The 24012-nt window shown below is 48.4% G+C and carries 26 protein-coding genes; 2 read left to right on the forward strand and 24 right to left on the reverse strand.

What is annotated here, in order from left to right; genetic code table 11:
• Positions 1-122, forward strand: a 122-nt coding sequence (locus tag KU392_RS13245; RefSeq protein WP_217735121.1) for a transposase domain-containing protein, incomplete at its 5' end; no start/stop codon positions are given.
• Positions 123-262: 140 nt separating this feature from the next.
• Here KU392_RS13245 and KU392_RS13250 read toward each other — a convergent pair.
• The 24 genes from KU392_RS13250 to parE form a co-directional block, all read right to left on the reverse strand.
• Positions 263-730: a YaiI/YqxD family protein gene (locus KU392_RS13250; protein ID WP_169294693.1), complete on the reverse strand. Its 468-nt coding sequence runs from the start codon at positions 728-730 to the stop codon at positions 263-265.
• Between the two features lie 79 nt (positions 731-809).
• Positions 810-1568: an iron ABC transporter ATP-binding protein gene (locus tag KU392_RS13255; protein WP_217735537.1), complete on the reverse strand. Its 759-nt coding sequence runs from the start codon at positions 1566-1568 to the stop codon at positions 810-812.
• A complete protein-coding gene (locus KU392_RS13260; protein ID WP_217735538.1) occupies positions 1565-2449 on the reverse strand; it encodes an iron chelate uptake ABC transporter family permease subunit in 885 nt (294 codons plus the stop codon). Before KU392_RS13260 ends, KU392_RS13255 begins: the two co-directional genes overlap by 4 nt.
• 49 nt (positions 2450-2498) lie before the next feature.
• Positions 2499-3452: an ABC transporter permease gene (locus KU392_RS13265; protein WP_169294343.1), complete on the reverse strand. Its 954-nt coding sequence runs from the start codon at positions 3450-3452 to the stop codon at positions 2499-2501.
• Between the two features lie 17 nt (positions 3453-3469).
• Positions 3470-4372 (reverse strand): siderophore ABC transporter substrate-binding protein, encoded by a 903-nt coding sequence (locus tag KU392_RS13270; protein WP_169294342.1) that lies wholly within the window; start codon positions 4370-4372, stop codon positions 3470-3472.
• 267 nt (positions 4373-4639) lie between these two features.
• Positions 4640-5446: a peptidoglycan DD-metalloendopeptidase family protein gene (locus KU392_RS13275; RefSeq protein WP_169294341.1), complete on the reverse strand. Its 807-nt coding sequence runs from the start codon at positions 5444-5446 to the stop codon at positions 4640-4642.
• Positions 5447-5519: 73 nt separating this feature from the next.
• Complete coding sequence (gene fdx, locus KU392_RS13280) at positions 5520-5861, reverse strand: ISC system 2Fe-2S type ferredoxin (RefSeq protein WP_169294340.1); 342 nt, start codon at positions 5859-5861, stop codon at positions 5520-5522.
• An 11-nt stretch (positions 5862-5872) separates the two neighbouring features.
• A complete protein-coding gene (gene hscA, locus KU392_RS13285) occupies positions 5873-7735 on the reverse strand; it encodes a Fe-S protein assembly chaperone HscA (protein ID WP_169294339.1) in 1863 nt (620 codons plus the stop codon).
• Positions 7736-7764: 29 nt separating this feature from the next.
• Positions 7765-8271, reverse strand: coding sequence for a Fe-S protein assembly co-chaperone HscB (gene hscB / locus KU392_RS13290; RefSeq protein ID WP_169294692.1), 507 nt, complete (start codon positions 8269-8271; stop codon positions 7765-7767).
• A 5-nt stretch (positions 8272-8276) separates the two neighbouring features.
• On the reverse strand, positions 8277-8600 hold the full coding sequence (iscA, locus tag KU392_RS13295; protein ID WP_169294338.1) for an iron-sulfur cluster assembly protein IscA: 324 nt from the start codon (positions 8598-8600) through the stop codon (positions 8277-8279).
• A gap of 2 nt (positions 8601-8602) precedes the next feature.
• On the reverse strand, positions 8603-8986 hold the full coding sequence (gene iscU, locus KU392_RS13300; RefSeq protein ID WP_169294337.1) for a Fe-S cluster assembly scaffold IscU: 384 nt from the start codon (positions 8984-8986) through the stop codon (positions 8603-8605).
• 20 nt (positions 8987-9006) lie between these two features.
• Positions 9007-10218: an IscS subfamily cysteine desulfurase gene (locus tag KU392_RS13305; protein WP_169294336.1), complete on the reverse strand. Its 1212-nt coding sequence runs from the start codon at positions 10216-10218 to the stop codon at positions 9007-9009.
• Positions 10219-10236: 18 nt separating this feature from the next.
• Complete coding sequence (locus tag KU392_RS13310; RefSeq protein ID WP_169294335.1) at positions 10237-10740, reverse strand: Fe-S cluster assembly transcription factor; 504 nt, start codon at positions 10738-10740, stop codon at positions 10237-10239.
• A gap of 139 nt (positions 10741-10879) precedes the next feature.
• Positions 10880-11371: a low molecular weight protein-tyrosine-phosphatase gene (locus KU392_RS13315; RefSeq protein ID WP_169294334.1), complete on the reverse strand. Its 492-nt coding sequence runs from the start codon at positions 11369-11371 to the stop codon at positions 10880-10882.
• Between the two features lie 224 nt (positions 11372-11595).
• A complete protein-coding gene (locus tag KU392_RS13320) occupies positions 11596-12576 on the reverse strand; it encodes an LLM class flavin-dependent oxidoreductase (RefSeq protein WP_169294333.1) in 981 nt (326 codons plus the stop codon).
• Positions 12577-12618: 42 nt separating this feature from the next.
• On the reverse strand, positions 12619-13383 hold the full coding sequence (trmD, locus tag KU392_RS13325; RefSeq protein ID WP_169294691.1) for a tRNA (guanosine(37)-N1)-methyltransferase TrmD: 765 nt from the start codon (positions 13381-13383) through the stop codon (positions 12619-12621).
• Positions 13383-13976 carry a ribosome maturation factor RimM gene (gene rimM / locus KU392_RS13330; protein WP_169294332.1) on the reverse strand — a complete coding sequence of 198 codons (594 nt, stop codon included), beginning with the start codon at positions 13974-13976 and terminating at the stop codon, positions 13383-13385. Before rimM ends, trmD begins: the two co-directional genes overlap by 1 nt.
• 108 nt (positions 13977-14084) lie before the next feature.
• Positions 14085-14339, reverse strand: a complete 255-nt coding sequence (rpsP, locus tag KU392_RS13335) for a 30S ribosomal protein S16 (RefSeq protein WP_169294331.1) — start codon at positions 14337-14339, stop codon at positions 14085-14087.
• Between the two features lie 141 nt (positions 14340-14480).
• Positions 14481-14720 (reverse strand): sulfurtransferase TusA family protein, encoded by a 240-nt coding sequence (locus KU392_RS13340; protein ID WP_169294330.1) that lies wholly within the window; start codon positions 14718-14720, stop codon positions 14481-14483.
• 2 nt (positions 14721-14722) lie between these two features.
• A complete protein-coding gene (gene alaS, locus KU392_RS13345; protein ID WP_217735539.1) occupies positions 14723-17338 on the reverse strand; it encodes an alanine--tRNA ligase in 2616 nt (871 codons plus the stop codon).
• Positions 17339-17481: 143 nt separating this feature from the next.
• Complete coding sequence (locus KU392_RS13350; RefSeq protein WP_246587482.1) at positions 17482-17880, reverse strand: TrbG/VirB9 family P-type conjugative transfer protein; 399 nt, start codon at positions 17878-17880, stop codon at positions 17482-17484.
• A gap of 123 nt (positions 17881-18003) precedes the next feature.
• Entirely contained in the window at positions 18004-19059 is a 1056-nt protein-coding gene (locus KU392_RS13355) for a CDP-6-deoxy-delta-3,4-glucoseen reductase (RefSeq protein WP_217735540.1), read from the reverse strand.
• Between the two features lie 99 nt (positions 19060-19158).
• The gene (gene parC / locus KU392_RS13360) at positions 19159-21465 is read right to left on the reverse strand and encodes a DNA topoisomerase IV subunit A (protein WP_169294327.1); all 2307 of its coding nucleotides are present in this window, start codon (positions 21463-21465) and stop codon (positions 19159-19161) included.
• Positions 21465-23438, reverse strand: a complete 1974-nt coding sequence (parE, locus tag KU392_RS13365) for a DNA topoisomerase IV subunit B (protein ID WP_287812398.1) — start codon at positions 23436-23438, stop codon at positions 21465-21467. Before parE ends, parC begins: the two co-directional genes overlap by 1 nt.
• Before the next feature lie 209 nt (positions 23439-23647).
• On the opposite strand from parE, the gene trxA reads away from it, so the two are divergent.
• The gene (gene trxA / locus KU392_RS13370) at positions 23648-23974 is read left to right on the forward strand and encodes a thioredoxin TrxA (RefSeq protein ID WP_169294325.1); all 327 of its coding nucleotides are present in this window, start codon (positions 23648-23650) and stop codon (positions 23972-23974) included.
• Positions 23975-24012: the final 38 nt, after the last annotated feature.

Here is a 24012-nt window from a genome sequence, read left to right on the forward strand (position 1 = left end):
AGCTCAATGGGCATGATCCGTATGCCTATTTGAAGGATGTACTCACACGCTTGCCCACTCAGCCCGCCAGCCGTATTGCTGAACTGTTGCCGCATAATTGGCAACCACAGACAGCGATGTAAAAAAAACAGGTTAAAGAAAACCGCTGTCAAGATGAGATGGCCGAACGCTTACTGTTGATAGGAAAATGCCTGCATTAATTAAACAATGCAGGCATTTTTTATACACAAAATATTTATTGAAGCATTAAAAAAAACCAGCTTCATGGTTTGGCATTTTTCTGTGCCACATAACGGGCCAGCAGTTTATCCAGCTGATTGGCAAATGCTTTCTGGTCTGCGTGGTTAAAGGCTTTAGGCCCACCGGTTTCAATGCCACTGCTACGCAATTCTTCCATCATGTCGCGAATCGCCAACCTTTCCCGAATATTTTCTGGTGAATACAGCTCACCGCGCGGATTCAAGGCGGTTGCTTTTTTATCAATGACTTCGGCGGCCAACGGGATATCGGCCGTGATCACCAAGTCACCTGCCTGTGCCTGAGCAACAATATAGGCATCTGCCACATCAAACCCTTTGGGCACCTGTCGGGCCTGAATAAAAACAGAAGGCGGTACCATTAACATCTGATTCGCCACCAGGGTTGTATGGATTTCCCAGCGCTTGGCTGCCCGAAACAGAATTTGTTTGATAACAACGGGACAGGCATCAGCATCCACCCAGATTTTCATCATTTATTATATTTTTCCACTATTATTGAATTTAAAAATCGATTCACGCGGTTTTCCACACCAAAAGGTTGCAGCACCCTTATACGTAATGCATAACCAGCTTATGATTCTGAACTGGTACAATTTTGGCATCCACACCAAACAAACGCTGCAGGTTTTGAGGTGTTATAACATCATTTGGCTTTCCGTGCAGCACCAATTCGCCCTGCTTCATGCCCATGATGCTATCGGCATAGGCCGAAGCATAATTGATGTCGTGCAATACAATAATAATCGTCCGCTTGTACTCATCGGCAATCTGACGCAACAAACCCATTAAATGACGGGCATGGAACATATCCAGATTATTCAAGGGCTCATCCAGTAGCAGGTAATCGGTCGACTGGCAAAACACCATCGCCACTAAAGCACGTTGCCGTTGTCCTCCCGATAAATCCGCCACAAACCGTGATGCCAGCTCTGCCAGATTAAACTGCTTCAGGGTTTGTTCCACAATTTCATGATCCTCTTGGCCCGGGTTGCCTTTATGATAGGGAAATCGTCCAAACATTAACAGTTCCCGCACGGTAATGCGGCTGGTGATACTATTGTCCTGCCGCATAATAGCCAATTTTTTGGCAATCTCACTATTGGGTGTTTTGGACAAGTTTATCCCGTCAAAACTGATACGGCCAGCTTTCAGGGGAGTCAAGCGCGCCATCAACGATAGCAAGGTGGATTTGCCTGCCCCGTTAGGACCAACCAAAGCGGTAATGCCCCCTTTTTCAATCGTTGCACATATGTTTTTCAGAATAGGTAAACGGCCCACCTGATAACTGACCTGATCCAATACAATCATAATGCCTTTCTCTTCAAGAGGAATACCAGAAATACAATCCCGCCCAGAAACTCAACCACCACGCTTAGCACGGCTTTCATGCCCAACACATGCTCAAACAGCATTTGTCCTGACACCAAACACAAAGCACCCACCAGGAAAGCAGCCGGTATTAATATTGCATGACGGTGCGTTTTCATTAACACATAGGTAATACCCGATACCAGCAAACCGAAAAAACTCACCGGGCCCACCAGGGCAGTGGACACCGACACCAAAATGGCAATCAGGAATAAAACAAGCATATTGCAGCGACGGTAAGAAATACCCAGATTAATGGCATGCTCCCGGCCCAATGCCATGACATCCAGAATGTGTCGCAAGCGCCAGATCACAAAACTGACTCCCACAATAAGCACCAAACTGATTTGCAGCAATGAGGTGTTCACCACATTGAATTGGGCAAAGCTGGCATTTTGCACCACGGCAAAATCATCGGGATCAATAATCCGCTGGATAAAACTGGCCAGGCTGCGAAACAGCACCCCTAAAATGACTCCAACAAGAATCATGCGATATAAGTCTCCCGTATTGCTAAAAAGCAATGAAGAAAATATCAACAGGGAGGCGATCAGCATAATGCCGATTTCAATCGAGAACTTAAACGAAGGGTCGAGCATGGCGTAGCCAAGCCCGCCGAGCAACAGCACCAGCGCACTTTGAATTAATAAATACAGGGAGTCAAATCCCATTATATAAGGCGTTAATATACGATTGGCCGTGAGTGTCTGGAACAATACCGTGGAAATGGAAATGGCATAAGCAACCAGCAACAAGGCAAGCAGTTTGCCGCCACGAAAAGGCAGCACAAAATCCCAGTTGCCCGAACTGTTAACCGTCATGAACAAGACCATGGATACAAGCAGGCCACATGACATTATGATTAGTTTTTTAGCGTACATGAGCGGGCTTTACAAATAGCAGATAAAGGAAAACCAGGGTGCCCACAATACCAATAATGGTGCCTACCGGAATTTCATACGGGTAATTGGCCAGACGCCCGATTAAATCACAGGCCAGAACAAGGCCTGCCCCCATAATGGCAATCCATGGCAAGGTAACGCGCAGATTATCGCCCATCAGGCGGCTGATAATGTTGGGAACCACCAGACCAATAAAGGGAATAGCACCCACCGTGACAACCACAATCGCTGTAATAATGGCCACAATACCCAAACCAATAGAAACAATGGTGCCATAATCCAAACCCAGATTGGTGCTCATTTCCTTGCCAAGGCCGGCAATCGTAAACTGGTTGGCGAATAGATAGGCAATCACACCCAGAATACCGGTTAGCCACAACAGTTCATAACGCCCTGCCAGTACACTGGAAAAATCACCGTTGATCCAGGCTGCCAGAAACTGCATCATATCCATTTCAAAGGCAATGAATGTAGCCACCGCTCCAATTACACCACCATAAATGATACCCAGCAGCGGTACCATCAGGTACGCAGTAGGCGGCAAACGACGGGCTATCAGCATGAACCCATATAAACCGATCAGAGCCGTGATACAGGAGACGAGCATTTTAAACATCAGCGAAGCACCGGGATACAGTAAAGTAACGGCAATAAGCCCCAGTGTTGCGCTTTGCGTGGTCCCTACCATAGACGGCTCAACAAAGCGGTTTTTCATGATCATTTGCATGATCAGACCGGCAATGGACATGGATGCCCCGGTAAGGATAATAGCCAGGGTACGGGGAAAACGGCTGGTGAGGAAAACGTTTAATGCCTGCGGATCATTGAATAATGATCCCAGGCTAACATCACTGACGCCAACAAACAAACTGGCCACCACCAGAAAAAAAATAGTGGCCAGTACAAGAATTTTTATTTTCATGCTGAAGATTCAGGAATTTATTTACTACCCTTGAAGGCTTGGGTCAGCAACTCGAGTTCAGCCATCAGTTGATGATAACCGCCGGAAGCAAGATATGAAGAAGCATCCAGATAAATGACCTGGTTCTTGCTAAAAGCGGTTGTGTTTTTCAACAAGGGATTGTCCAGCACCACTTTGGCATTCTCACCTTTGGCATTAATGGCAGAGGTACGATCCATGACAATAATCCAGTCCGGATTGAGTTTTTGTATAAATTCAAATGAAACCGGTTGACCATGGTTCGCATCATTTTTATTCAAATCAGCCGGCTCAATGCCAATCTCATTAAACAAATAGCCAAACCGTGACTCAGCGCCAAACGAGGCAATTTTTGGACCATTGACCATAATCATCAGGGCCTTGCCCTTGCCTTTGACCGCTTCCTGTGCCTGCTTCAGGGCATTTTCAAGATTGGCGATTAATGTGGCCGCCTCTTTTTCTTTCTTGAAGATTTTTCCATACGTGGCGATACGCTCAAATCCTTGTTTAAACGCTTCCTTGCCATTCAGGGTCATGTCCAGCGTTGTACCCACTTTGGAAAGTACGTCATAATTGGGGGCCATGCGGCCACCAACCACAATCAAGTCAGGCCCCATGCCACTTAAAGCTTCAAGATCAGGGTCTTTGACAGTGCCAATATGTACATCCGCTTTTTCAGACATATCAGCCAGGTAGTCCACATAGACATCCTTGATGACGCCTTTGGGCTGAATACCCAAAGCTTTCAAGCTATCCAGCGCGGCAATATCATATACAGCCAACGATTCAAGCGAATCAGGAACCTTGACGGTACCTCGGGCAGTTTCCACTTCAGTGGCATGCACCAATGAAAAAGCGGCGCTTGCCAAACAGACAAAAGACTTAAGAAAAAACGATTTCATGTGTTCACCAGTGATACAAATCCACATCACAGCACATGAGATTTCTTTATCAGACCAAAATACAACAAGAAAATCGGCAACATGGTTTCACTGAAAGCATGTGCTGTGAGACATTATTTTCGCACAAATAAATGCGAATCATTCTTATTGTCTTATTTTTTACAATAGAACACAAGCAAAAATGATTAATGTTTCATCTTTAATGGATTCATTACAATTACTCAGGGCAAATGAGATGGCTTATTTCATCCACACCTGAAATAATATTTACGGCTGAAAGGCACCCACGAAAATGGCCGGATCCACCCGGGTATCATTAAGACTTACGTTCCAGTGTAAATGCGGACCGGTAGAGCGGCCTGTTGTGCCCACCTTTCCAAGCTGCTCGCCTCTTTTAATGGTTTGTCCTTTTTTGACATCAATGCTTGAAAGATGACAATACATGGTGACCATGCCCTGCCCGTGATCAATAAAAACTGTTTTACCATTGAAATAATAATCATCCACGATAGTCACTACCCCATCGGCCGGGGCTTTGACAGGCGTACCGGCCGGCACGGCAATATCCAGCCCGGAATGAGGATTACGCTCTTGTCCATTAAAGAAACGGCGCAGTCCAAACGGACTGGAGTAGCGACCACCTTCTACAGGACGGTCAAGAATGACATTGCTGGGACTGCCCGGCCTGAAATTGGCGTAAGCATTGGTTTGGGCTGCCAATTCACGCTTGATGCGGGCCAGATGCTCTTCGGAAGGCGTGACATATTTATTGGACTGCAACTTGATATGCTGCTCTTTATATTTCTTTGCCTGGACCTGAAACGGCACCTGTTGTGAACGGTTTGATGTTTTAAGCTGAAGCTGGTGCTGGCCCGATTTGCTTTTAAGCGGAATACCAACAATAGCCAGATACTCGGACGTATTGCCATTGGCCACTACCATTACCGGCTTGTTGCGGTAATGAACGCTGGGCGATTGCTGATGTTCGCCAAGACTGACGACTGCAATTCCTCCTGGAACCGGATGATGCAATTTATCCTTGATGTAACTGCTGGCCAGAGAAAGGCCAGACATGAAAAAAAGCACGACCCCCCCAATTATTCCAATCGTTGATTTCATGCTTTTCACACTGCTTCCTTGCTAATATCTAGTGATTCTCTTTGGCGTGGTTGATTGTATACTTCGGAATCTCGATGACAAGATCGTTATTGGCTATTTTAGCCTGGCAAGACAATCGGGAGGTGGATTTCAATCCCCACGCCCTATCCAGCAAATCCTCTTCATCATCGGTCGCCTCTTCCAAAGAAGAAAAGCCTTCCTTGATCACAACGTGACAAGTCGTACAGGCACATGACAGTTCACAGGCATGTTCAATTTCAATATGATTGTCCAACAAAACACGGCAAATGGACTCCCCCACAGGAGCATTTTCAATCACGGCCCCCTCTGGGCACAGTGACTCATGTGGCAATATGGTTATCTTGGGCATTTATTTTCCAATTATGCTATTTGATCTAAGGTTTTACCTGAAAGCGCCTGACGAATACTGCGATCCATGCGGCGGGCCGCGAAATCATCAGTCGCCTGGGACAAAGCTTGTACGGCCTCACGAATATCATCGGTTGCGCCACTCTCTGAGCACTTTACGGCTTCAGCCAACAAACGCTGAATATGTGCCAGTTCATCAACCTGCAACAAATCTCCATCTTTTTCGATCGCCGCCTCAATGGACTCCACCAATTGGCGGACTTCAACCTGCTGTTCACGATGCATGCGCATTTTGGCATCTTCATCAGATTTTTCAATACTGTCCTGCAGCATTAAGGAAATCTCATCATCAGACAAACCATACGAAGGTTTAACAGTTACTGCCGCTTCTATACCGGTGCTTTGCTCACGGGCAGTCACGCTAAGCAGGCCATCCGCATCAACCTGAAAGGTTACCCGGATACGTGCGGCACCCGCCACCATGGACGGAATACCGCGCAATTCGAAACGCGCCAATGAACGGCAATGATCAACCAGCTCACGTTCCCCCTGAACCACATGTATGCTCATGGCGGTTTGACCGTCTTTGAATGTCGTGAACTCCTGGGCGCGGGCAACAGGAATGGTACTGTTTCGCGGAATCACTTTTTCCACCAGACCACCCATGGTTTCAAGACCCAATGACAGCGGCGTGACATCAAGCAACAACCAGTCATCATCGGCACCACGATTGCCTGCCAGTAAATTGGCCTGCAATGCGGCACCCAGGGCCACCACTTCATCAGGGTTCAGGTTGATCAAAGGTTCCTGTTTAAAGAAATCAGCCACCATGTTGCGAATCACCGGCATGCGGGTAGCACCGCCCACCATGACAACCCCCTTGATATCCTTCACATCGAGTGAGGCATCTTTCAAGGTTTGCTTGATCCGATCCAATGAACGATTTACCAGGTCTTTGGCAATATTCTCAAAATGATTGCGGGGGAAATTCTGGTCGATGTGCAAGCCATCAGACAGGGATATCTGAAAAACGGCACGTGAATGATCGGTGAGTTTTTCACGTACTTGCTTGGCCAGGGTACGCAAGGCCCGCTTGTCACCAGCAGTGAGCTTGCTTTTATCATGATGCTTCATGACATCGTTGATGATCAGCTCATCAAAGTCATCACCCCCCAATTGCGTATCGCCACTGGTGGCGATAACCTCGAACACACCCTTGCTGAGCTTGAGGATGGAGATATCAAAGGTGCCACCACCCAGATCATAGACCGCATAAATACCTTCAGCGGCGTTATCCAGGCCATAAGCAATGGCGGCTGCAGTGGGCTCATTGATCAGCCGCAACACGTTAAGACCGGCCAAACGCGCGGCATCACGGGTAGCCTGACGCTGGGCATCATCAAAATAAGCCGGTACGGTAATGACTGCACCCACCAATTCGTCACCCAGCACATCTTCTGCCTGCTGACGCAATTTGGCCAGAATTTGCGCTGAAACCTCGACGGGGCTTACCGGTCCCTGAACCGTTCCAAGACGAACCATTCCAGGTTCATCGATAAGCGTATAAGGTAGTGCGTATGTCGAGGCTTCATCAAATGAACGGCCCATCAGACGCTTGACAGAAACAATGGTGTTCAGCGGATCTGAATCCTGCTTTTTAACTGCAGGATAACCAATTTCAACATCACCGTTTTGCAGATAACGCACCACAGAAGGCAGAAGTTTTTTTCCGTTTTTATCGGTCAGGATATCGGCAACACTGTTGCGTACCGAAGCAACCAGAGAATGGGTTGTACCCAAGTCTATACCAACCGCCAGACGACGTTGGTGGGGTGCGGGTGAAGCGCCAGGTTCTGAAATTTGTAAGAGGGCCATATTGTACTTCGTAATTAATAAGTTAAAGTTTACAGTGCCTTAACTTCCTGATGCATTTTATTGACAAACATCCATTCGCGAACCCTTTTGGTCGCGCCGGCATAATCTTGTCGGGCATCGATTAAATGTTTCATTTCATCAAACAGTTCAAGCTGTTTTGCCTGAATTTCCAGCAGGAGCGCATCCAACCCATGACGCTGTGAATCGTTACGAACATCATCAAGCTGCTCGCGCCACTGCATCTGGGTCATCAGAAATTCCGTCCCCATTGCCGTATTGCTTTCTGCCTCAATGGGAAAACCTGCAAGCTCACACATGTAAGCAGCCCTGCTTAAAGGATTTTTCAGGGTTTGGTAGGCATCGTTCACACGCGCTGCCCACTGCACAGCAACCCTTTTTTCAGCCGCCGATGCCGTGGCAAAACGATCAGGATGAACCCTGGACGAAGCCTGTTTCCAGGCCTGTTCCAGGGCCTCCTGAGAAAGGTCGAACTGCTTGGGTAAATTCAATAAACTGAAATGATTATCCAAAGAAATTCCACCTATACTGTGAATGATTCACCGCAACCGCAGCTGGCTTTCTCGTTGGGGTTTGAAAACTTGAAGCCTTCATTCAAACCCTCACGCGCGTAATCCAGTTCGGTGCCGTCAATATAAGCAAGACTTTTCGGATCGACAAAAATTTTCACACCAAAACTCTCGAACAGAACGTCGCTATCATCAGGTGTATCGACATACTCAAGCTTGTATGCCATGCCTGAACAACCTGTCGTTCTCACACCCAGGCGCAAGCCAACGCCCTTGCCTCGTCTATTCAGGTAGTCCTGAATGTGATTTGCCGCTTTTTGAGTTAATGTAATTGCCATAATCAGCTCGTATGTTTTTCCTTGTAATCCTGGACGGCTGCCTTGATCGCATCCTCAGCCAGAATTGAACAGTGAATTTTTACCGGTGGCAAGGCAAGCTCTTCGGCAATTTGGGTATTGCGAATATCCAATGCCTGATCCAGCGTTTTGCCTTTGACCCATTCGGTGACCAGTGAACTGGAAGCAATGGCAGAGCCACAACCATAGGTTTTAAATTTGGCATCTTCAATAACACCTTCTTTATTAACCTTGATTTGCAGTTTCATTACGTCACCACAGGCAGGTGCACCTACCATGCCGGTACCCACCGCATCATCGTCTTTGTCAAAAGAACCAACGTTACGCGGGTTTTCATAGTGGTCTAAAACTTTATTACTGTAAGCCATGATAATACTCCTGCTTTAAATTAGTGAGCGGCCCATTGAACCGTATCAAGATCAATGCCCTCTTTGGCCATTTCCCACAAGGGAGACATGTCACGCAGTTTGCCTACGCGTGATTTGATCAGTTCAACAGCGAAATCAATTTCTTCTTCGGTGGTAAAACGGCCAATGGTGAAACGGATTGAGCTGTGTGCCAATTCATCGTTCCTGCCCAGTGCTCGCAATACATAAGAAGGCTCCAGACTGGCAGAGGTACAGGCTGATCCACTTGAGACCGCCAATTCCTTGATGGCCATAATCAGGGACTCACCTTCCACATAGTTGAAGCTGACATTCAGGTTGTGAGGCACACGCTGATCCATATCGCCATTCAGGTAGACCTCTTCAATTTCTGACAGGCCATTCCACAAACGGTCACGCAATGCGCGAATACGTTCGTTTTCTTCCTGCATATGCAATTTAGCCAAATGGAAAGCCTCTCCCATGCCCACAATCTGGTGAGTTGCCAGGGTACCCGAACGGAAACCGCGCTCATGACCGCCACCGTGCATTTGCGCTTCGATGCGGATACGTGGTTTACGACGGATATACAAGGCACCAATACCTTTGGGACCATATGTCTTGTGGGCCGAGAACGACATCAGATCAACCTTGAGCGTTTGCAGATCGATATCTACTTTACCGGTTGCCTGGGCCGCATCAACGTGAAACACGATACCTTTTTCACGGCATAGCTCACCAATTGAGGCAATATCCTGTACAACACCAATTTCATTATTTACAAACATGACGGAAATCAGGATGGTGTCGGGACGAATAGCCGCTTTCAGCACGTCAAGATCAATCAGACCATTTTCCTGAACGTCAAGATAAGTAACTTCAAAACCCTGACGCTCCAGTTCACGTGTCGTATCCAGGACGGCCTTGTGTTCGGTTTTGATCGTGATGATGTGCTTGCCACGCTCTGCATAGAAATGAGCGGCACCTTTGATCGCAAGGTTGTTTGATTCAGTAGCACCCGACGTCCAGACAATTTCCCTTGGGTCTGCGTTGACCAGCTCAGCCACCTGTTTACGGGCATTTTCAACGGCTTCTTCCGCTTCCCAGCCAAAAGCATGGCTACGTGAAGCCGGATTACCAAAATGCTCATATAACCAGGGCACCATTTTTTCCACAACTTCGGGATCGACCGGGGTCGTGGCGGAATAATCTAAATATATCGGGCGCTTTGCCATAACATCAAACTCCAAAATTTATACAATGACGGAAGACAGGGAATCGGTTTTTCTTTGCATCATGACACTGCTTGTTTGCGGTGCCTGGTTCAACTGACGCATACGCTGCTGGTCGACTAAATCCTGAAGCGTTACTGAATCCAGGTAATCAACCATTTTTCGGTTCAGGTTAGTCCAGAGATCGTGTGTCATGCATTTCCCTGATAAATGTCCGTCTTTACCAGAGGAACACTCGGATTTATTGCCACAACTGGTCGCATCCAAGGGTTCATCCACAGCAAAAATAATATCGGCGATTGTAATTTCTCTTGCGAATCGGGCCAGAATATAACCACCGCCTGGTCCACGAATACTTTCCACCAACTCGTGACGACGCAACTTCCCGAACAGCTGTTCAAGATATGAAAGAGAAATATTTTGTCTTTCGCTGACTGTTGATAAAGTTATGGGGCCGCTGTTCTGGCGTAAGGCCAGATCAATCATTGCCGTGACAGCAAATCGACCTTTCGTAGTTAATCGCATAATAAATTCCTTGCCACAATAGCCGAGTAATTTACTCAAGTATATCAAATAGTCGACTAATTTACTAGGATTTATTATTGATACAGGAAATTTTGCACAAATATTGTCATATTTGTGCAAAAGTCAGATTTTAAAGGGATTATGCAGCTTGATATTGTTTGACACGCTTGCTGACTATCTCAAAAACCCCCTGGCAGGCATCTTCAAGGTAATCCAGCATTTTGAAGAAACCGTCCAGACCACCGTAATAAGGATCAGGCACGGTTGCTTCTTCGTAATCATTGGCGAAACGCATTAACAGCATGAGTTTATGTCGCAGGGGCTTGGGACAGATTTGCTGCATGTAGGAAAGATTATCCCAGTCCATGGCCAGAATCAGATCATATTCGGTAAAATCCTCTACCGTAACCTGACGGGCGCGGTGCTGGGAAATATCATAGCCACGCTTGCGGGCTGCCAGTTGTGCTCGACCATCGGGCGCATCACCAATATGGTAGTTATGAGTACCTGCCGAATCAACCTGAATTGAGTTTTGCAGGCCTGCCTCTTGGACGAGACGACGCAATACCCCCTCGGCACTCGGCGAGCGACAGATATTGCCCATACAGACGAAAAGTACTTTAGTAACCATAGCCCTATAGTTTGAGGGAAAACCCCAGTAATGGCAAGCTATTTTTAATCATGCTCAATAAGTGAGCATTTTTTAAAAATATTTTTTGCCTTAAAAAACAACAAGTTAAAGAACGACAAATTTTACAAGCAATTTTCTTAAATCATACACACTTTAAAATCAAGTGAAAATAGATATTTGACAAAATTAAATAAGCCTTAAGAAAACAGCAGCACAATGCCCGCTCAAAAGACCGCACTAACCAACTCGATCGATTTGAGTCTTGCCTCGACATCATAAATCCGCGCCGTCATCATCAACTCATCCACACCCGTCATTTCCACAAACCTTGAAATCCCATGAGCTACTGTTTGTGGGCTGCCCACCATGGAGTAAGCAAGCTTGCGCTCAACACTGAGACGCTCTGCTGGCGAAACATGATCATCCAGATTTTCAACCGGCGGCTGAAGTTTTCCGGGGACATTTCTCAGAAGCTGCACTGATGCCATCTGATGAGAGGTAAAGTAGTACCGGGCAAGCTCATCGGTGGATGCCGCCACAACATTCACACAGGCACTTGCATAGGGCTTGTCAAGATAAGCCGAAGGCCTGAATGAAGAACGGTAAACTGACAAGGCATTCATCAGATCGGCAGGCGCAAAGTGTGACGCAAAAGAAAAAGGCAAACCCAGATAAGCCGCCAATTGCGCACTGTATAAACTGGACCCCAGCAACCACACCGGCACCCGAACACCTGCCGCAGGAACCGCCACTATTTGCTGCCCCTCTTCGGGCTGGCGAAAATAATACTGAAGCTCCTGAACATCTTGCGGGAAATTTTCCGCACTGGCCTGCAAATCCCGTCGCAGCGCCCGGGCTGTATTCATATCCGTGCCTGGCGCCCTGCCCAGCCCCAAATCAATCCGGTCAGGATACAAAGAAGCCAAAGTGCCAAATTGTTCCGCAATAATCAGGGGTGAATGATTAGGCAACATGACACCACCCGACCCGACGCGAATGTGACTGGTTCCGGCAGCTATATAGCCAACAGCCACCGCAGTGGCAGAACTGGCGATACCCGGTATATTATGGTGCTCGGCAAGCCAAAAACGTGTAAAACCACATTCTTCGGCTTTTTTTGCCAGCAACAAAGAATTTCGAAGTGCATCGCCCACCGTCTCTTTTTGATTGATCGGTGATAAATCCAGGATAGAAAAGGGAACCAAAGCAATACCTAATTTTCAAAATAAACAAAGCAATAACTTACACTATTTACCTGAAAGCGTCTTTAAAAACTTTTCATCATCAGGGCTTAACAAGCCTTGACGTCTTGCCTGGACAATCAGCTCAGGACGACGCTCAAGCGTCAGCTTAAGAGACATCTGACGACGCCAGGTGGATATATTCTTATGATGTCCCGACAACAAGATATCGGGAACCGACTCACCCTCGAACACCTCGGGACGCGTATAGTGCGGACTATCAAGCAGGCCGGACAAAGACTCATGAAAAGAATCCTGCAAAGCCGAGGCCGCATCATTGAGCACTGACGGCAATAACCTGACCGCTGCATCAATCATGGCCAAGGCCGCGATTTCCCCACCTGACAGGACAAAATCACCCAGTGAAATTTCCTCATCGACATAATGATCGATAAAACGCTGGTCTATCCCCTCATAACGTCCGCAAACAAAGGTAACACCACCCGAATTTGCCAACTCCTGGGCCTTATGCTGATTAAAGGGTTTGCCAGTTGGACTAAGCAGAACCACTTTTGCAGGCGAGGCATTTTCCTGCTGACGATCCTGACGGATATCCTGTACCGCCCTTTTTAATGGCTCGGCCAGCATGACCATGCCAGGCCCCCCACCGTAAGGACGATCATCAACCGTCTGGTGAATATCCGAAGTATAAACACGGGGATTCCACGTTTTAAGTTGCCAGATAGCCTGCCGGTGCGCCCTTCCCGTTACCCCCAGGTCACGGACCACGGAGAAAATTTCGGGAAACAGGGTAATGACATCAATTCGCATCAAAAATCTACCGGCCAATCTGTCTCGATTCGCTTTTGCTTGATATCCACAAACGGCACATGCGCCTGCACAAACGGCACCAGGAGTTCTTTTACCCGACCCTTGTCATCTTTCAGGAAAACCGGATTACCCTGCTCATCAATACCTTGTCTGCCAATATGAAGCACGGCATGCGCGCCATTATCGGAAACGTCCTGCACAAGGCCCAATAAAACGGGTTCAGGGGCATCGGCCGTACTGTAAACAGAACAGCCAATCAAATCAACCCAATAAAACTCATCATCTGACGCGCTTGGAAAACACGCACGTGACACAAAGATAGAGGTTCCCTTAAGTGCCTCGGCCTGATCCCTGTCATCGCACCCCGCAAGAAGTGCCACAATAGCACCCCCATGTTCACGAGCACGTGAAACACTGACAAGACGATACGGTTCTTGCTGCACACCCGTTCGGGAAAAACGGGCCAGCCACCATTCTTTTACATTAAGCAAAATGCTTTCCTGGGCGGAATGCGGCTGAACCTTCACCATGCCACGCACACCATAAGCCGATACAATACGGCCCAGTTCTACTAGATCATCTGGAGTTGCCATTAACCCACCACACCCATTTACGCAAAAAAACAGAAGCCAGCTCACAAAAAACAAAACGACCGCCAGCCATCGCAAACGGTCGAATCATTTTGTCTGACAGAAAAACTATCAGGCAGCTGCTTTGGCAGAAAACTCTTTAACCAAACGCTGTACAACAGGTGACAGTTGCGCACCATTACCAACCCAGTGGTTCAAACGATCAAGTTCGATACGCAGGGCCTCTGCACCTTCTTTGGCAACAGGATTGTAAAAACCAACGCGCTCGATGAAGCGACCATCACGACGATTGCGTGAATCAGCGGCAACAATGTTGTAAAATGGGCGTTTTTTTGAGCCACCACGGGCTAGACGAATCACCACCATAGGTAGTCCTTTCTTGTAAAATTAAATAAATATGAAACGAGTGATTATATCAACAGATGAAGACAGAATGCAATCTTAATTTATAAAGCCAGTCAAAAGCAAGAGACTAACACCCCGCTTTTGACATATAGGCAACATACACTATCTTCGTTTAAGGTAATGCACCGCGCTGGCATCAAGAACCTCTTGGGCCACCAGCTCATTTTTGGTCTGGGTCGCAAAAGCCTGGAAATCCTTAATGGCATTTTTATCAGTCGTAATGACCTTCAGGACCTGTCCACTTTCTATGGTAGCCAGAGCCTTTTTAGCCTTAAGGATTGGAAGTGGACAAACCAAACCACTGGTATCCACCTCCAAAACATAAGAATATTTCTCAGACATGTTTATACTTTGGCCTCAACCCAGGCACGAACTCCGGCAATCGCAGCATCCAAAGCCTGAAGGTCGGTACCGCCACCCATTGCCATATCGGGGCGGCCACCGCCTTTGCCTCCGATTTGCGTGGAAACATGAGACACCAGATCGCCAGCCTTGACTTTACCGGTAGTATCGGCCGTGACACCGGCCGCAACACTGATTTTGCCATCGGCCTCTGCCGCCAGCACAATCACCGCAGTCTTCAGCTTGTCTTTCAGCTGATCAATCATACCGCGCAGTGATTTAGGGTCAGCCCCTTTAATGACTGCCGCCAACACCTTGATACCATTCACATCCACCGCCTGGGATGACAGATCGGCACTGGCTGCGGAAGCGACTTTGGCCTTGAGCTGATCCACCTCTTTTTCAAGAGAACGGATATGTTCTTGTGCCTGACGGGCCTTTTCAACCAGTTCGGCTGGATTAGCCTTCAGGTGAGCCGCTGCTTGCTGAACCGATTTGTTAAGGTTACGAACCCAGGCCAGTGCATTGCTGCCGGTAATGGCCTCGATTCGACGAATCCCCGCTGCCACACCGCCCTCGGACACAATCTTGAACAGACCGATATCACCGGTACGATGCACATGAGTACCCCCACACAACTCACGGGAAAAGCCAATGTCCAGCACACGAACCTCGTCACCATACTTCTCGCCAAACAGGGCCATCGCACCACCAGCCACAGCATCATCAAAAGACATCAGCTGCGCGGTAACGTCAGTATTGTTAAGGATTTCAGCATTGACAATATCTTCCACCCGGCTGATTTCTTCGGCGGTAACAGGTGCATCATGCGCAAAGTCAAAACGGGTTTTATCAGGATCCACCAAAGAACCGCGCTGCTGCACGTGTTCGCCCAGCACCTGACGCAACGCCTTATGCATGAGATGAGTCACCGAGTGATTGCGCATGGTGCGCTGGCGACGCTCGACATCGACATGCGCATCAAGCAGATCACCGGTCTTGATCGTTCCCAAGGTAACGGTACCATGATGACCAAAAACATTGGATTGGATTTTTTGGGTGTCATGAACATTGAATTGACTGCCAAAACCGGCCAGAATGCCGGTATCACCCACCTGGCCACCCGATTCCGCATAGAATGGCGTGTTATCAAGGACAATAACAGCATCCTGCCCTTCGGCAGCAGACTCAACCAATGCGCCATCCACATAAACAGCCAGCACCTTGGCATTGGTTTGCAAATGCTCATACCCCTCAAAACGGGTTTGCTCACCAGAATAGCTCAAGGCCTGCGCCATTTTGAACTTGCCACTTGCCCTGGCCATTTCACGCTGACGATTCATGGCCTCTTCATAGCCCCGCTCATCCACCTCATAGCCCCGCTCACGACAAATATCTGCCGTCAGGTCAAAGGGAAAACCAAAGGTATCATAAAGCGTAAAGGCCGTTTCACCATTAAGGGCGCCACCTTTAGCTGTGGATTCCAATTCGGCGTCCAGGATTTTCATGCCTTTTTCAAGGGTTTCCTGGAAGCGCTCCTCTTCTTGCTTAAGCACCTGGGTTACACGCTCCTGATGCTGGACCAGTTCTGGATAGGCTTCGCCCATTTCCTTGACCAGGTCGGCCACCAGTTTATGGAAGAACGGCTTGGCCTGACCCAATTGATAACCATGACGCAATGCACGGCGAATAATGCGACGCAATACATAACCACGGCCTTCATTGCCGGGAATAACACCATCAACAATCATGAAACTGCAGGCACGAATATGATCGGCAATGACTTTAAGGGAGTTGTTCTCAAGATCGGCCACACCCGTTTCACGGGCAGCCGCCTTGATCAGGTTCTGGAACAGATCGATTTGATAGTTGGAATGCACATGCTGCAAAACAGCAGAAACACGCTCCAGGCCCATACCGGTATCCACACAAGGACGAGGCAGCGGATGCATGACACCGGCCGCATCGCGATCGAACTGCATGAACACCAGGTTCCAGATTTCGATATAACGATCCCCGTCTTCCTCGGGAGAGCCCGGTGGGCCACCCCAGACATCGGGACCATGATCATAGAAAATTTCCGAGCAGGGTCCACAAGGACCAGTATCGGCCATTTGCCAGAAGTTGTCGGACGCATAGCGCGCGCCCTTGTTGTCGCCAATACGAATGATTCGCTCTACCGGAACACCTACCTCTTTGTTCCAGATTTCATACGCCTCGTCATCTTCATGATAAACCGTTACCCAAAGCTTTTCAGCAGGCAGATGGTAAACCTGCGTAAGCAGTTCCCATGCGTTCTTGATGGCTTCCCGTTTGAAGTAGTCACCAAAGCTGAAATTGCCAAGCATTTCAAAGAAGGTGTGATGGCGAGCGGTATAACCCACATTTTCAAGGTCATTATGCTTGCCACCTGCACGCAGGCATCGCTGTGAAGAGGTTGCCCGTTTGTACGGACGGGTTTCTTTACCGGTAAAGACATCCTTGAATTGCACCATGCCTGAGTTGGTAAACAACAGGGTTGGATCATTTCCGGGCACCAATGACGAAGATGGAACAATGGTGTGGCCTTTAGACTCAAAGAACTGTAGAAACTTTTGTCTTATTTCTGCTGATTTCATCGTGTAAAAGTGGCTGAATAAATTTGATTTAACCGCCAATTATAAGGGGTGTTTAGCAAATAAGTGCATTTTTGACACTTGAGCATGCTAAATGCCCCCTCCAAGGCCACATAAAAACGCCTGCTCACATTCTAAAGACAGGTTTATTGGATGTTGTTTTCTTGCCAGTGACGTGCCCGCACCACCCGGTTTCCCGCCCTTAAGGACAGCTCAGCCCAGTTTCCCTTGATAATAATGTAAGGATCATTGCGATAATAAGGCAAGGGTTTCTCGCCTTTGGCCTGAACGGCAAAGATTGCCGGTATGGCGGCCTCTGGCTCAAATTGCAACCATATTTCATTGCCCGTGCTAAAAACCTGCAAAGGTGCAATCTCGGGATCGCCGCTTAAAGACCAATCAAAGGAATATTGGTTAACACTGCGATTGGATACTTCCCATTGGGGATAAAGACGTTTACGGACCAACCATTCGGGTTGTGTTGCACAGCCCGTGAGCATGCCTGCCACCAGCACACAGGCAAAAGGACGAATTATTCCTGCCATGATTAACCTGACTCAAGTTACGAAACCCAATCATCATGCAACGCAGGACACCACCCGACAAGCTGCGACATTTACGGACGGACAAAAACGCAGCGTGACGGGAAGGTGGTTTCAGGCCAAGAATCAGGCCTTGGCCGCATCCAGCCGGGCCACATCGGCTTCGGAAGTGAACGAGTCGGCATAAAACTCGTTTTCGGGAAGACTGCAATTGGCCACAAATTCCTTGCGCGCACTGCTGACCATGATTGGCGCACCACAGGCATAAACCTGATGCGATGACAAATCAGGGAAATCCTCGATAATGGCCTTGTGTACAAACCCTGTCCGGCCTGTCCAGTTGTCTTCGGGCAAGGCGTCTGAAATAACCGGCACAAAGGTAAAGAATGGTAACTGCGCTTCCCACTGGCTAACCAGTTCGCTCATGTACAAGTCTTTGGGTCTGCGGCCGCCCCAATACAGAGTTACGGGTCGGGTAATGCCCTTTTCAATAATGACTTCCATCATGGCTTTTACAGGCGCAAAACCGGTTCCACTTACTACAAACACAATGGGTTTGTCCGAGTCTTCACGCAAAAAGAACGAGCCCAGCGGACCTTCCGCACGCAAAATCTCACGCACCTTCATTTGTGTTTCACCAGCACCAAAAACATGATCGGTAAATACGCCACCCGGCATATGACGGATATGCAACTCTACCGGCTCGTTACCGTTAGGGGCAGAAGCCATGGAATAACTGCGACGACGTCCATCCTTAAGAATGAATTCCACATATTGGCCGGCATAGTAAAGAAATGGCTCAGCGGCAGGCATTTGCAATTTCAGTACCATGACATCATCGGCCACTTTTTCCATATCTACCACTCGAACAGGCATTTTCCTGACCTGAATATCGCTGGCCATGCGGATTTCGTGACTTTCAATTTCAAGATGACTGGTTGCCGTTGCCTGGCAGAACAGGGTTAAACCCTGTTCCCGCTCTTCTTCGCCAACCACCTGGGAAACGGCAGGAGACTGCTCTATGGTGCCTGACAGAACCTTGCCTTTACATGAGCCGCAGGAACCGCTTTTACAGCTGTATGGAAGAATAATGCCAGCCTCAAGAGCTGCATCAAGAATGGTTTGCCCTTCTTTGGCAATAAATTGATGGTTACTTGGGTGAACCGTGATATTAAAGCTCATAATATATTCAAAATTCGTTTAAATCTTTCAAATAAAAGGAATCGTGTCATAACTGACTGCAATTATGACACGATCAGATATCGGCAAAATTGCTTCCCGTTAAATTACCGGAAAAAGAACCGCCTGCTTCATGCGCACATCAAGCTGTTTTCCCTTGCGGGCACGCTTTCCTATATATTCCTGCAAATCACCCAAGGCCAGGATTTCATCCACCTGTTTGTTCCGGTAGATGCCCGAAACCGTCAACCCTTGTTCACTGATGGGAATCAATTGATCGAGCTGATCGTTTTTATCCAGCGACATCAGGATTGTACCCCGTCCGCCCCCCGACAAAGATTTGACCTCGCCCAATTCAATAACCAGAAAACGCCCCCCTTTTGTCAGCATGGCCAGATATTTGGCCTCTTCAAACAAAGGAACCGGCCGCATCAGGACATCTCCCTTTTCAAGCGTAATGAACTGTTTACCCGCCTTTTGCCGGCTGCTCATATCGGAAATCCGGGCACTGAAACCAAGGCCGCCGGTTTGTGCCAACAGCCAGCGACTGTCAGAGGCCCCTGCCATGATATGAATAATATGCGTACCGCTTTCAAGATCCACCATCGAAGTAATGGGCTGGCCATCGCCTCGCGCAGAAGGCAGACTACCCACTGCCACCGAGTACACCCGACCGTTATCTCCAACACCAATCAGCGTGTCAGTACTGCGACATTCATAGGCGGCATACAACTTGTCGCCCGACTTGAAATTGAATTGATTGGTATCATGACCATGCCCCTGACGGGAACGCAGCCAGCCTTTTTCAGAAACAATCACCGTTACCGGCTCATCAACCACTTTGGTTTCAATAATCGCCCGTTCAGCTTCTTCAATCACCGTTCGGCGATCGTCACCATATTTTTTGGCATCCGCTTCAATTTCTTTGATAATCAGTCGTTTCAGAACACCCGGATTATCCAGCAAGTCCTGCAGCTTGAGCTGCTCCTGTCGTTTGTCTTCCAGTTCTTGCTCTATTTTGATGCCTTCAAGCCGTGCCAATTGGCGCAATCGCATTTCAAGAATATCTTCGGCCTGACGCTCGGTCAGGTTAAAGCGCGTCATTAATGCGGTTCTTGGCTCATCGGAATCACGAATGGTTTGCACAACCTCGTCAATGTTAAGGTAAACCAGCATCCTGCCTTCAAGCACGTGAATCCGATCCAGCACCTTGTCAAGGCGATGGCGGCTGCGACGCGTGACGGTTTGTGTCCTGAACGCCAGCCATTCTTCCAAAATGGTACGCAAATCACGTTGTCGCGGACGGCCATCAATACCAATACACACCAGGTTAACGGGAACGCTGCTTTCCATGCAGGTATGCGCCAGCAACAAATTCACAAACTCATCACGGTCCACGCGAGAGGATTTGGGCTCGAATACCAACCTTACGGCAGCATCCTTACCCGACTCATCACGCACGGCATCCAGCATGGCCAACATGCTGGCCTTATTATTTTGCTGGTCGGCTGTTAAAGACTTTTTGCCTGACTTGACTTTGGGATTGGTCAGCTCCTCTATTTCTTCCAATACTTTTTGCCCGGAAGCATTAGGCGGCAATTCAGTGACCACCAATTGCCACTGGCCACGCGCCATTTCCTCAAAAACCCAACGGGCACGCGCTTTCAGGGAACCTTTGCCGCTGGCATAAATAGCCGCAATTTCCTCACGGGAAGAAATGATTTGTGCCCCACCCGAGAAATCCGGCCCGGGAATAATCGCATGAAGTTCTTCATTGCTGATTTTGGGCTGTTTAAGCAAAGCAACGCAGGCCTGGGCCACCTCACGCAAATTATGCGATGGAATTTCGGTAGCCATACCCACCGCAATGCCCGAAGCCCCGTTAAGCAGCATCACCGGCAGGCGAGCCGGCAACATTTGTGGCTCCTGCTGACTACCATCATAGTTAGGTGCAAAATCCACCGTACCTTCATCAAGCTCATCCAGCAACAGGGCCGCAATAGGTGTCAGCCTTGCCTCGGTATAACGCATGGCGGCCGCACCATCACCATCGCGCGAGCCAAAATTGCCCTGCCCGTCCACCAGCGGATATCGCAGGGAAAAACTTTGCGCCATGCGTACAAGCGCATCATAGGCTGCCTGATCACCATGGGGATGGTATTTACCCAGCACATCACCCACAACCCGGGCCGACTTCACCGGCTTGGCACCGGCACGCAATCCCATCTCGCTCATCGCATACAAGATACGGCGCTGCACGGGCTTTTGTCCATCGCCCACATCGGGCAAAGCCCTTCCTTTTACGACTGAAACCGCATAATCAAGATAGGCCTGTTCAGCATAATGTCCCAGCGTGATGGTCTCATCATCACCAGGCTCGTTATTCAATATCGTATCCAATTCACTCATTACACATCCAATTCGGCCAGATTACCTTTTTCTTCAATCCAGGCACGTCGTTGCGACGACTCACCCTTACCCATTAGCATTTCAAACATTTTTTTGGTCTCTTCCGGCGTTAGTTCACCATAGCCCACCGGCAGTAAACGACGGGTATCCGGGTTCATGGTGGTTTCCCACAGCTGCTCGGGACTCATTTCACCCAAGCCTTTAAAACGGCTGATTGACAAGGCGAACGGCTTGACGCCTTCGGCATTCACCAGCTTGTCCTGAACCGCATCCAGCTCGGCCTGGTCAAGACAATAAATTTTTCTGGCGGGACGCTTGCCTTGTGCAGGCACATCCACCCTGAACAGCGGTGGCTTGGCAATAAACACAAAGCCGTTTTCCACCAAACGGGGAAAATGCCGGTAAAACAGGGTCAGCAATAAAACCTGAATATGGGACCCGTCAACGTCCGCATCGGAAAGAATGCAAATGCGACGATAACGCAAACCGGACAAATCCGGGTTATCTTTGGGACCATGGGGATCTACACCGATCGCCACCGAAATATCATGAATTTCATTATTGGCAAAGAGGCGATCACGATCCACTTCCCAGGCATTCAACACTTTACCCCGCAAGGGCAAGATCGCCTGAAATTCTTTATCCCTGCCCATTTTGGCCGAACCACCGGCCGAGTCACCTTCGACCAGAAACACCTCGGTACGGGTATTGTCATGTGACTCACAATCGGTCAGTTTTCCTGGCAACACCGCAACACCCGAACTTTTGCGTTTTTCTATCTTCTGGTTTGAGCGGGTACGGGCCTGCGCCTGACGAATAGCCAGTTCCGCCAGTTTTTTACCATATTCAACATTACTGTTTAACCACAGCTCCAGGGCACTCTTTGAAAAACCGCCCACCAACCTGACGGCATCCCGACTATTGAGCCGTTCTTTGATTTGTCCCTGAAACTGAGGATCGAGCACTTTGGCTGACAACACAAAACTGGCCCGGGAAAAAACGTCTTCAGGCAACAGCTTGATCCCCTTGGGCAATAAGCTGTGCAAATCGGCAAAATTCTTTAAGGCGTTGAAAAGCCCCTCACGCAGGCCCGACTCATGGGTGCCCCCGGCTGAGGTAGGAATCAGGTTGACATAAGACTCGCGAATCACCGGACCTTCTGTTGTCCAGCACACCACCCATTCGGCCCCTTCCCCCGGGGCAAAGGTTTCATGGTTTTTTCCGGCATATTCCTTACCCGCAAACATGGGAATCAACAATTCCGTATCAGCCAGGGCCTCTTTCAAATATCCCTGCAGACCGTCTTCATAATGCCACTCACGTGATTCACCCGTTTTTTCAAGGGTTAAAGACACTTTAATACCAGGCATCAAGACAGCCTTGCTGCGCAGCAAATGCGCCAACTCCGCCACTGGAATGGTGGGCGAATCAAAATACTTATTGTCTGGCCAGACACGAACCCGCGTACCGGTTTTTTTACGTGGCACCGAACCGGCCGCCACATGCAAAGGCGTCAGGACATCACCACCATTGGCAAAAACCAGTTCATTGATTTTTCCGTCGCGCCATACCTGCACTTCAAGTCGCTGAGACAGTGCGTTAGTGACCGACACCCCCACACCATGCAAACCACCTGAAAACGCATAAGCGCCACCGGCCTTTTTATCAAATTTGCCCCCTGCATGCAGGCGGGTAAATACAATTTCAACCACGGGCACTTTTTCTTCAGGATGCAAACCGATCGGAATACCTCGTCCGTCATCTTCAACCGTCACACTATGATCAGCATGCAAAATAACCTGAATATGTTTTCCGTAACCGGCCAGCGCCTCATCGGCCGCATTATCAATGACTTCCTGAATGATATGAAGCGGATTTTCAGTCCGCGTATACATGCCAGGTCGCTCACGAACAGGTTCAAGACCTTTCAGAACCCGGATGGAAGCCTCGTCATAACTTGTTTTGATCGCCACGTTAGTCTCTATACTGTGCAAAAAAACAGACATTTTAAAGTCTGATTAGTGATTTTGTCGTGCCATTCGGGCATTTCCATACAATCTTTAGATATAAATGTTATTCTTACAGGAGTGGCAATACACATTGTGTTCCTGAAACAAGCGAACAATTTTCCAAGCCAGTGTACTTGGCTATTACAATTTCACCAATATAAAATTTAATTCGTATGAGCGATACTATCAAACACGCGACAGAATCCAGCTTTAACGCTGACGTTCTCAAGTCTGACAAACCCGTACTGGTTGACTATTGGGCCCCTTGGTGTGGTCCCTGTAAAGCCATTGCTCCTGTCCTTGAAGAGGTTGCCAAAGAATACGAAGGACGCCTGCAAGTCGTCAAGGTAGATGTTCAGGATCATCCTGAAGTGGCAGCGCAATTTGGCATCCGCGGCATTCCTACCCTGATGGTTTTCAAAAATGGCGAAGCCGTTGCCACCAAAGTGGGTGCGGTCAACAAGGCACAACTTACAAGCTTTATCGATAGCGCCATCTAAAATCACCCAACGTATTTTATTCGTCGCGCGGGCTCATC

It is taken from the genome of Advenella alkanexedens (genome assembly GCF_019132845.1).
GTDB lineage: Bacteria > Pseudomonadota > Gammaproteobacteria > Burkholderiales > Burkholderiaceae_B > Advenella > Advenella alkanexedens.

Coding starts and splice junctions, on each gene's coding strand:
- KU392_RS13250 (WP_169294693.1), bottom strand. CDS start 730: ATGAAAATCTGGGTGGATGCTGATGCCTGTCCCGTTGTTATCAAACAA.
- KU392_RS13255 (WP_217735537.1), bottom strand. CDS start 1,568: ATGATTGTATTGGATCAGGTCAGTTATCAGGTGGGCCGTTTACCTATT.
- KU392_RS13260 (WP_217735538.1), bottom strand. CDS start 2,449: ATGACGGTTAACAGTTCGGGCAACTGGGATTTTGTGCTGCCTTTTCGT.
- KU392_RS13265 (WP_169294343.1), bottom strand. CDS start 3,452: ATGAAAATAAAAATTCTTGTACTGGCCACTATTTTTTTTCTGGTGGTG.
- KU392_RS13270 (WP_169294342.1), bottom strand. CDS start 4,372: ATGAAATCGTTTTTTCTTAAGTCTTTTGTCTGTTTGGCAAGCGCCGCT.
- KU392_RS13275 (WP_169294341.1), bottom strand. CDS start 5,446: ATGTCTGGCCTTTCTCTGGCCAGCAGTTACATCAAGGATAAATTGCAT.
- fdx (WP_169294340.1), bottom strand. CDS start 5,861: ATGCCCAAGATAACCATATTGCCACATGAGTCACTGTGCCCAGAGGGG.
- hscA (WP_169294339.1), bottom strand. CDS start 7,735: ATGGCCCTCTTACAAATTTCAGAACCTGGCGCTTCACCCGCACCCCAC.
- iscA (WP_169294338.1), bottom strand. CDS start 8,600: ATGGCAATTACATTAACTCAAAAAGCGGCAAATCACATTCAGGACTAC.
- iscU (WP_169294337.1), bottom strand. CDS start 8,986: ATGGCTTACAGTAATAAAGTTTTAGACCACTATGAAAACCCGCGTAAC.
- KU392_RS13305 (WP_169294336.1), bottom strand. CDS start 10,218: ATGGCAAAGCGCCCGATATATTTAGATTATTCCGCCACGACCCCGGTC.
- KU392_RS13310 (WP_169294335.1), bottom strand. CDS start 10,740: ATGCGATTAACTACGAAAGGTCGATTTGCTGTCACGGCAATGATTGAT.
- KU392_RS13315 (WP_169294334.1), bottom strand. CDS start 11,371: ATGGTTACTAAAGTACTTTTCGTCTGTATGGGCAATATCTGTCGCTCG.
- trmD (WP_169294691.1), bottom strand. CDS start 13,383: ATGCGAATTGATGTCATTACCCTGTTTCCCGAAATTTTCTCCGTGGTC.
- rimM (WP_169294332.1), bottom strand. CDS start 13,976: ATGGCAACTCCAGATGATCTAGTAGAACTGGGCCGTATTGTATCGGCT.
- rpsP (WP_169294331.1), bottom strand. CDS start 14,339: ATGGTGGTGATTCGTCTAGCCCGTGGTGGCTCAAAAAAACGCCCATTT.
- KU392_RS13340 (WP_169294330.1), bottom strand. CDS start 14,720: ATGTCTGAGAAATATTCTTATGTTTTGGAGGTGGATACCAGTGGTTTG.
- alaS (WP_217735539.1), bottom strand. CDS start 17,338: ATGAAATCAGCAGAAATAAGACAAAAGTTTCTACAGTTCTTTGAGTCT.
- KU392_RS13350 (WP_246587482.1), bottom strand. CDS start 17,880: ATGGCAGGAATAATTCGTCCTTTTGCCTGTGTGCTGGTGGCAGGCATG.
- KU392_RS13355 (WP_217735540.1), bottom strand. CDS start 19,059: ATGAGCTTTAATATCACGGTTCACCCAAGTAACCATCAATTTATTGCC.
- parC (WP_169294327.1), bottom strand. CDS start 21,465: ATGAGTGAATTGGATACGATATTGAATAACGAGCCTGGTGATGATGAG.
- trxA (WP_169294325.1), top strand. CDS start 23,648: ATGAGCGATACTATCAAACACGCGACAGAATCCAGCTTTAACGCTGAC.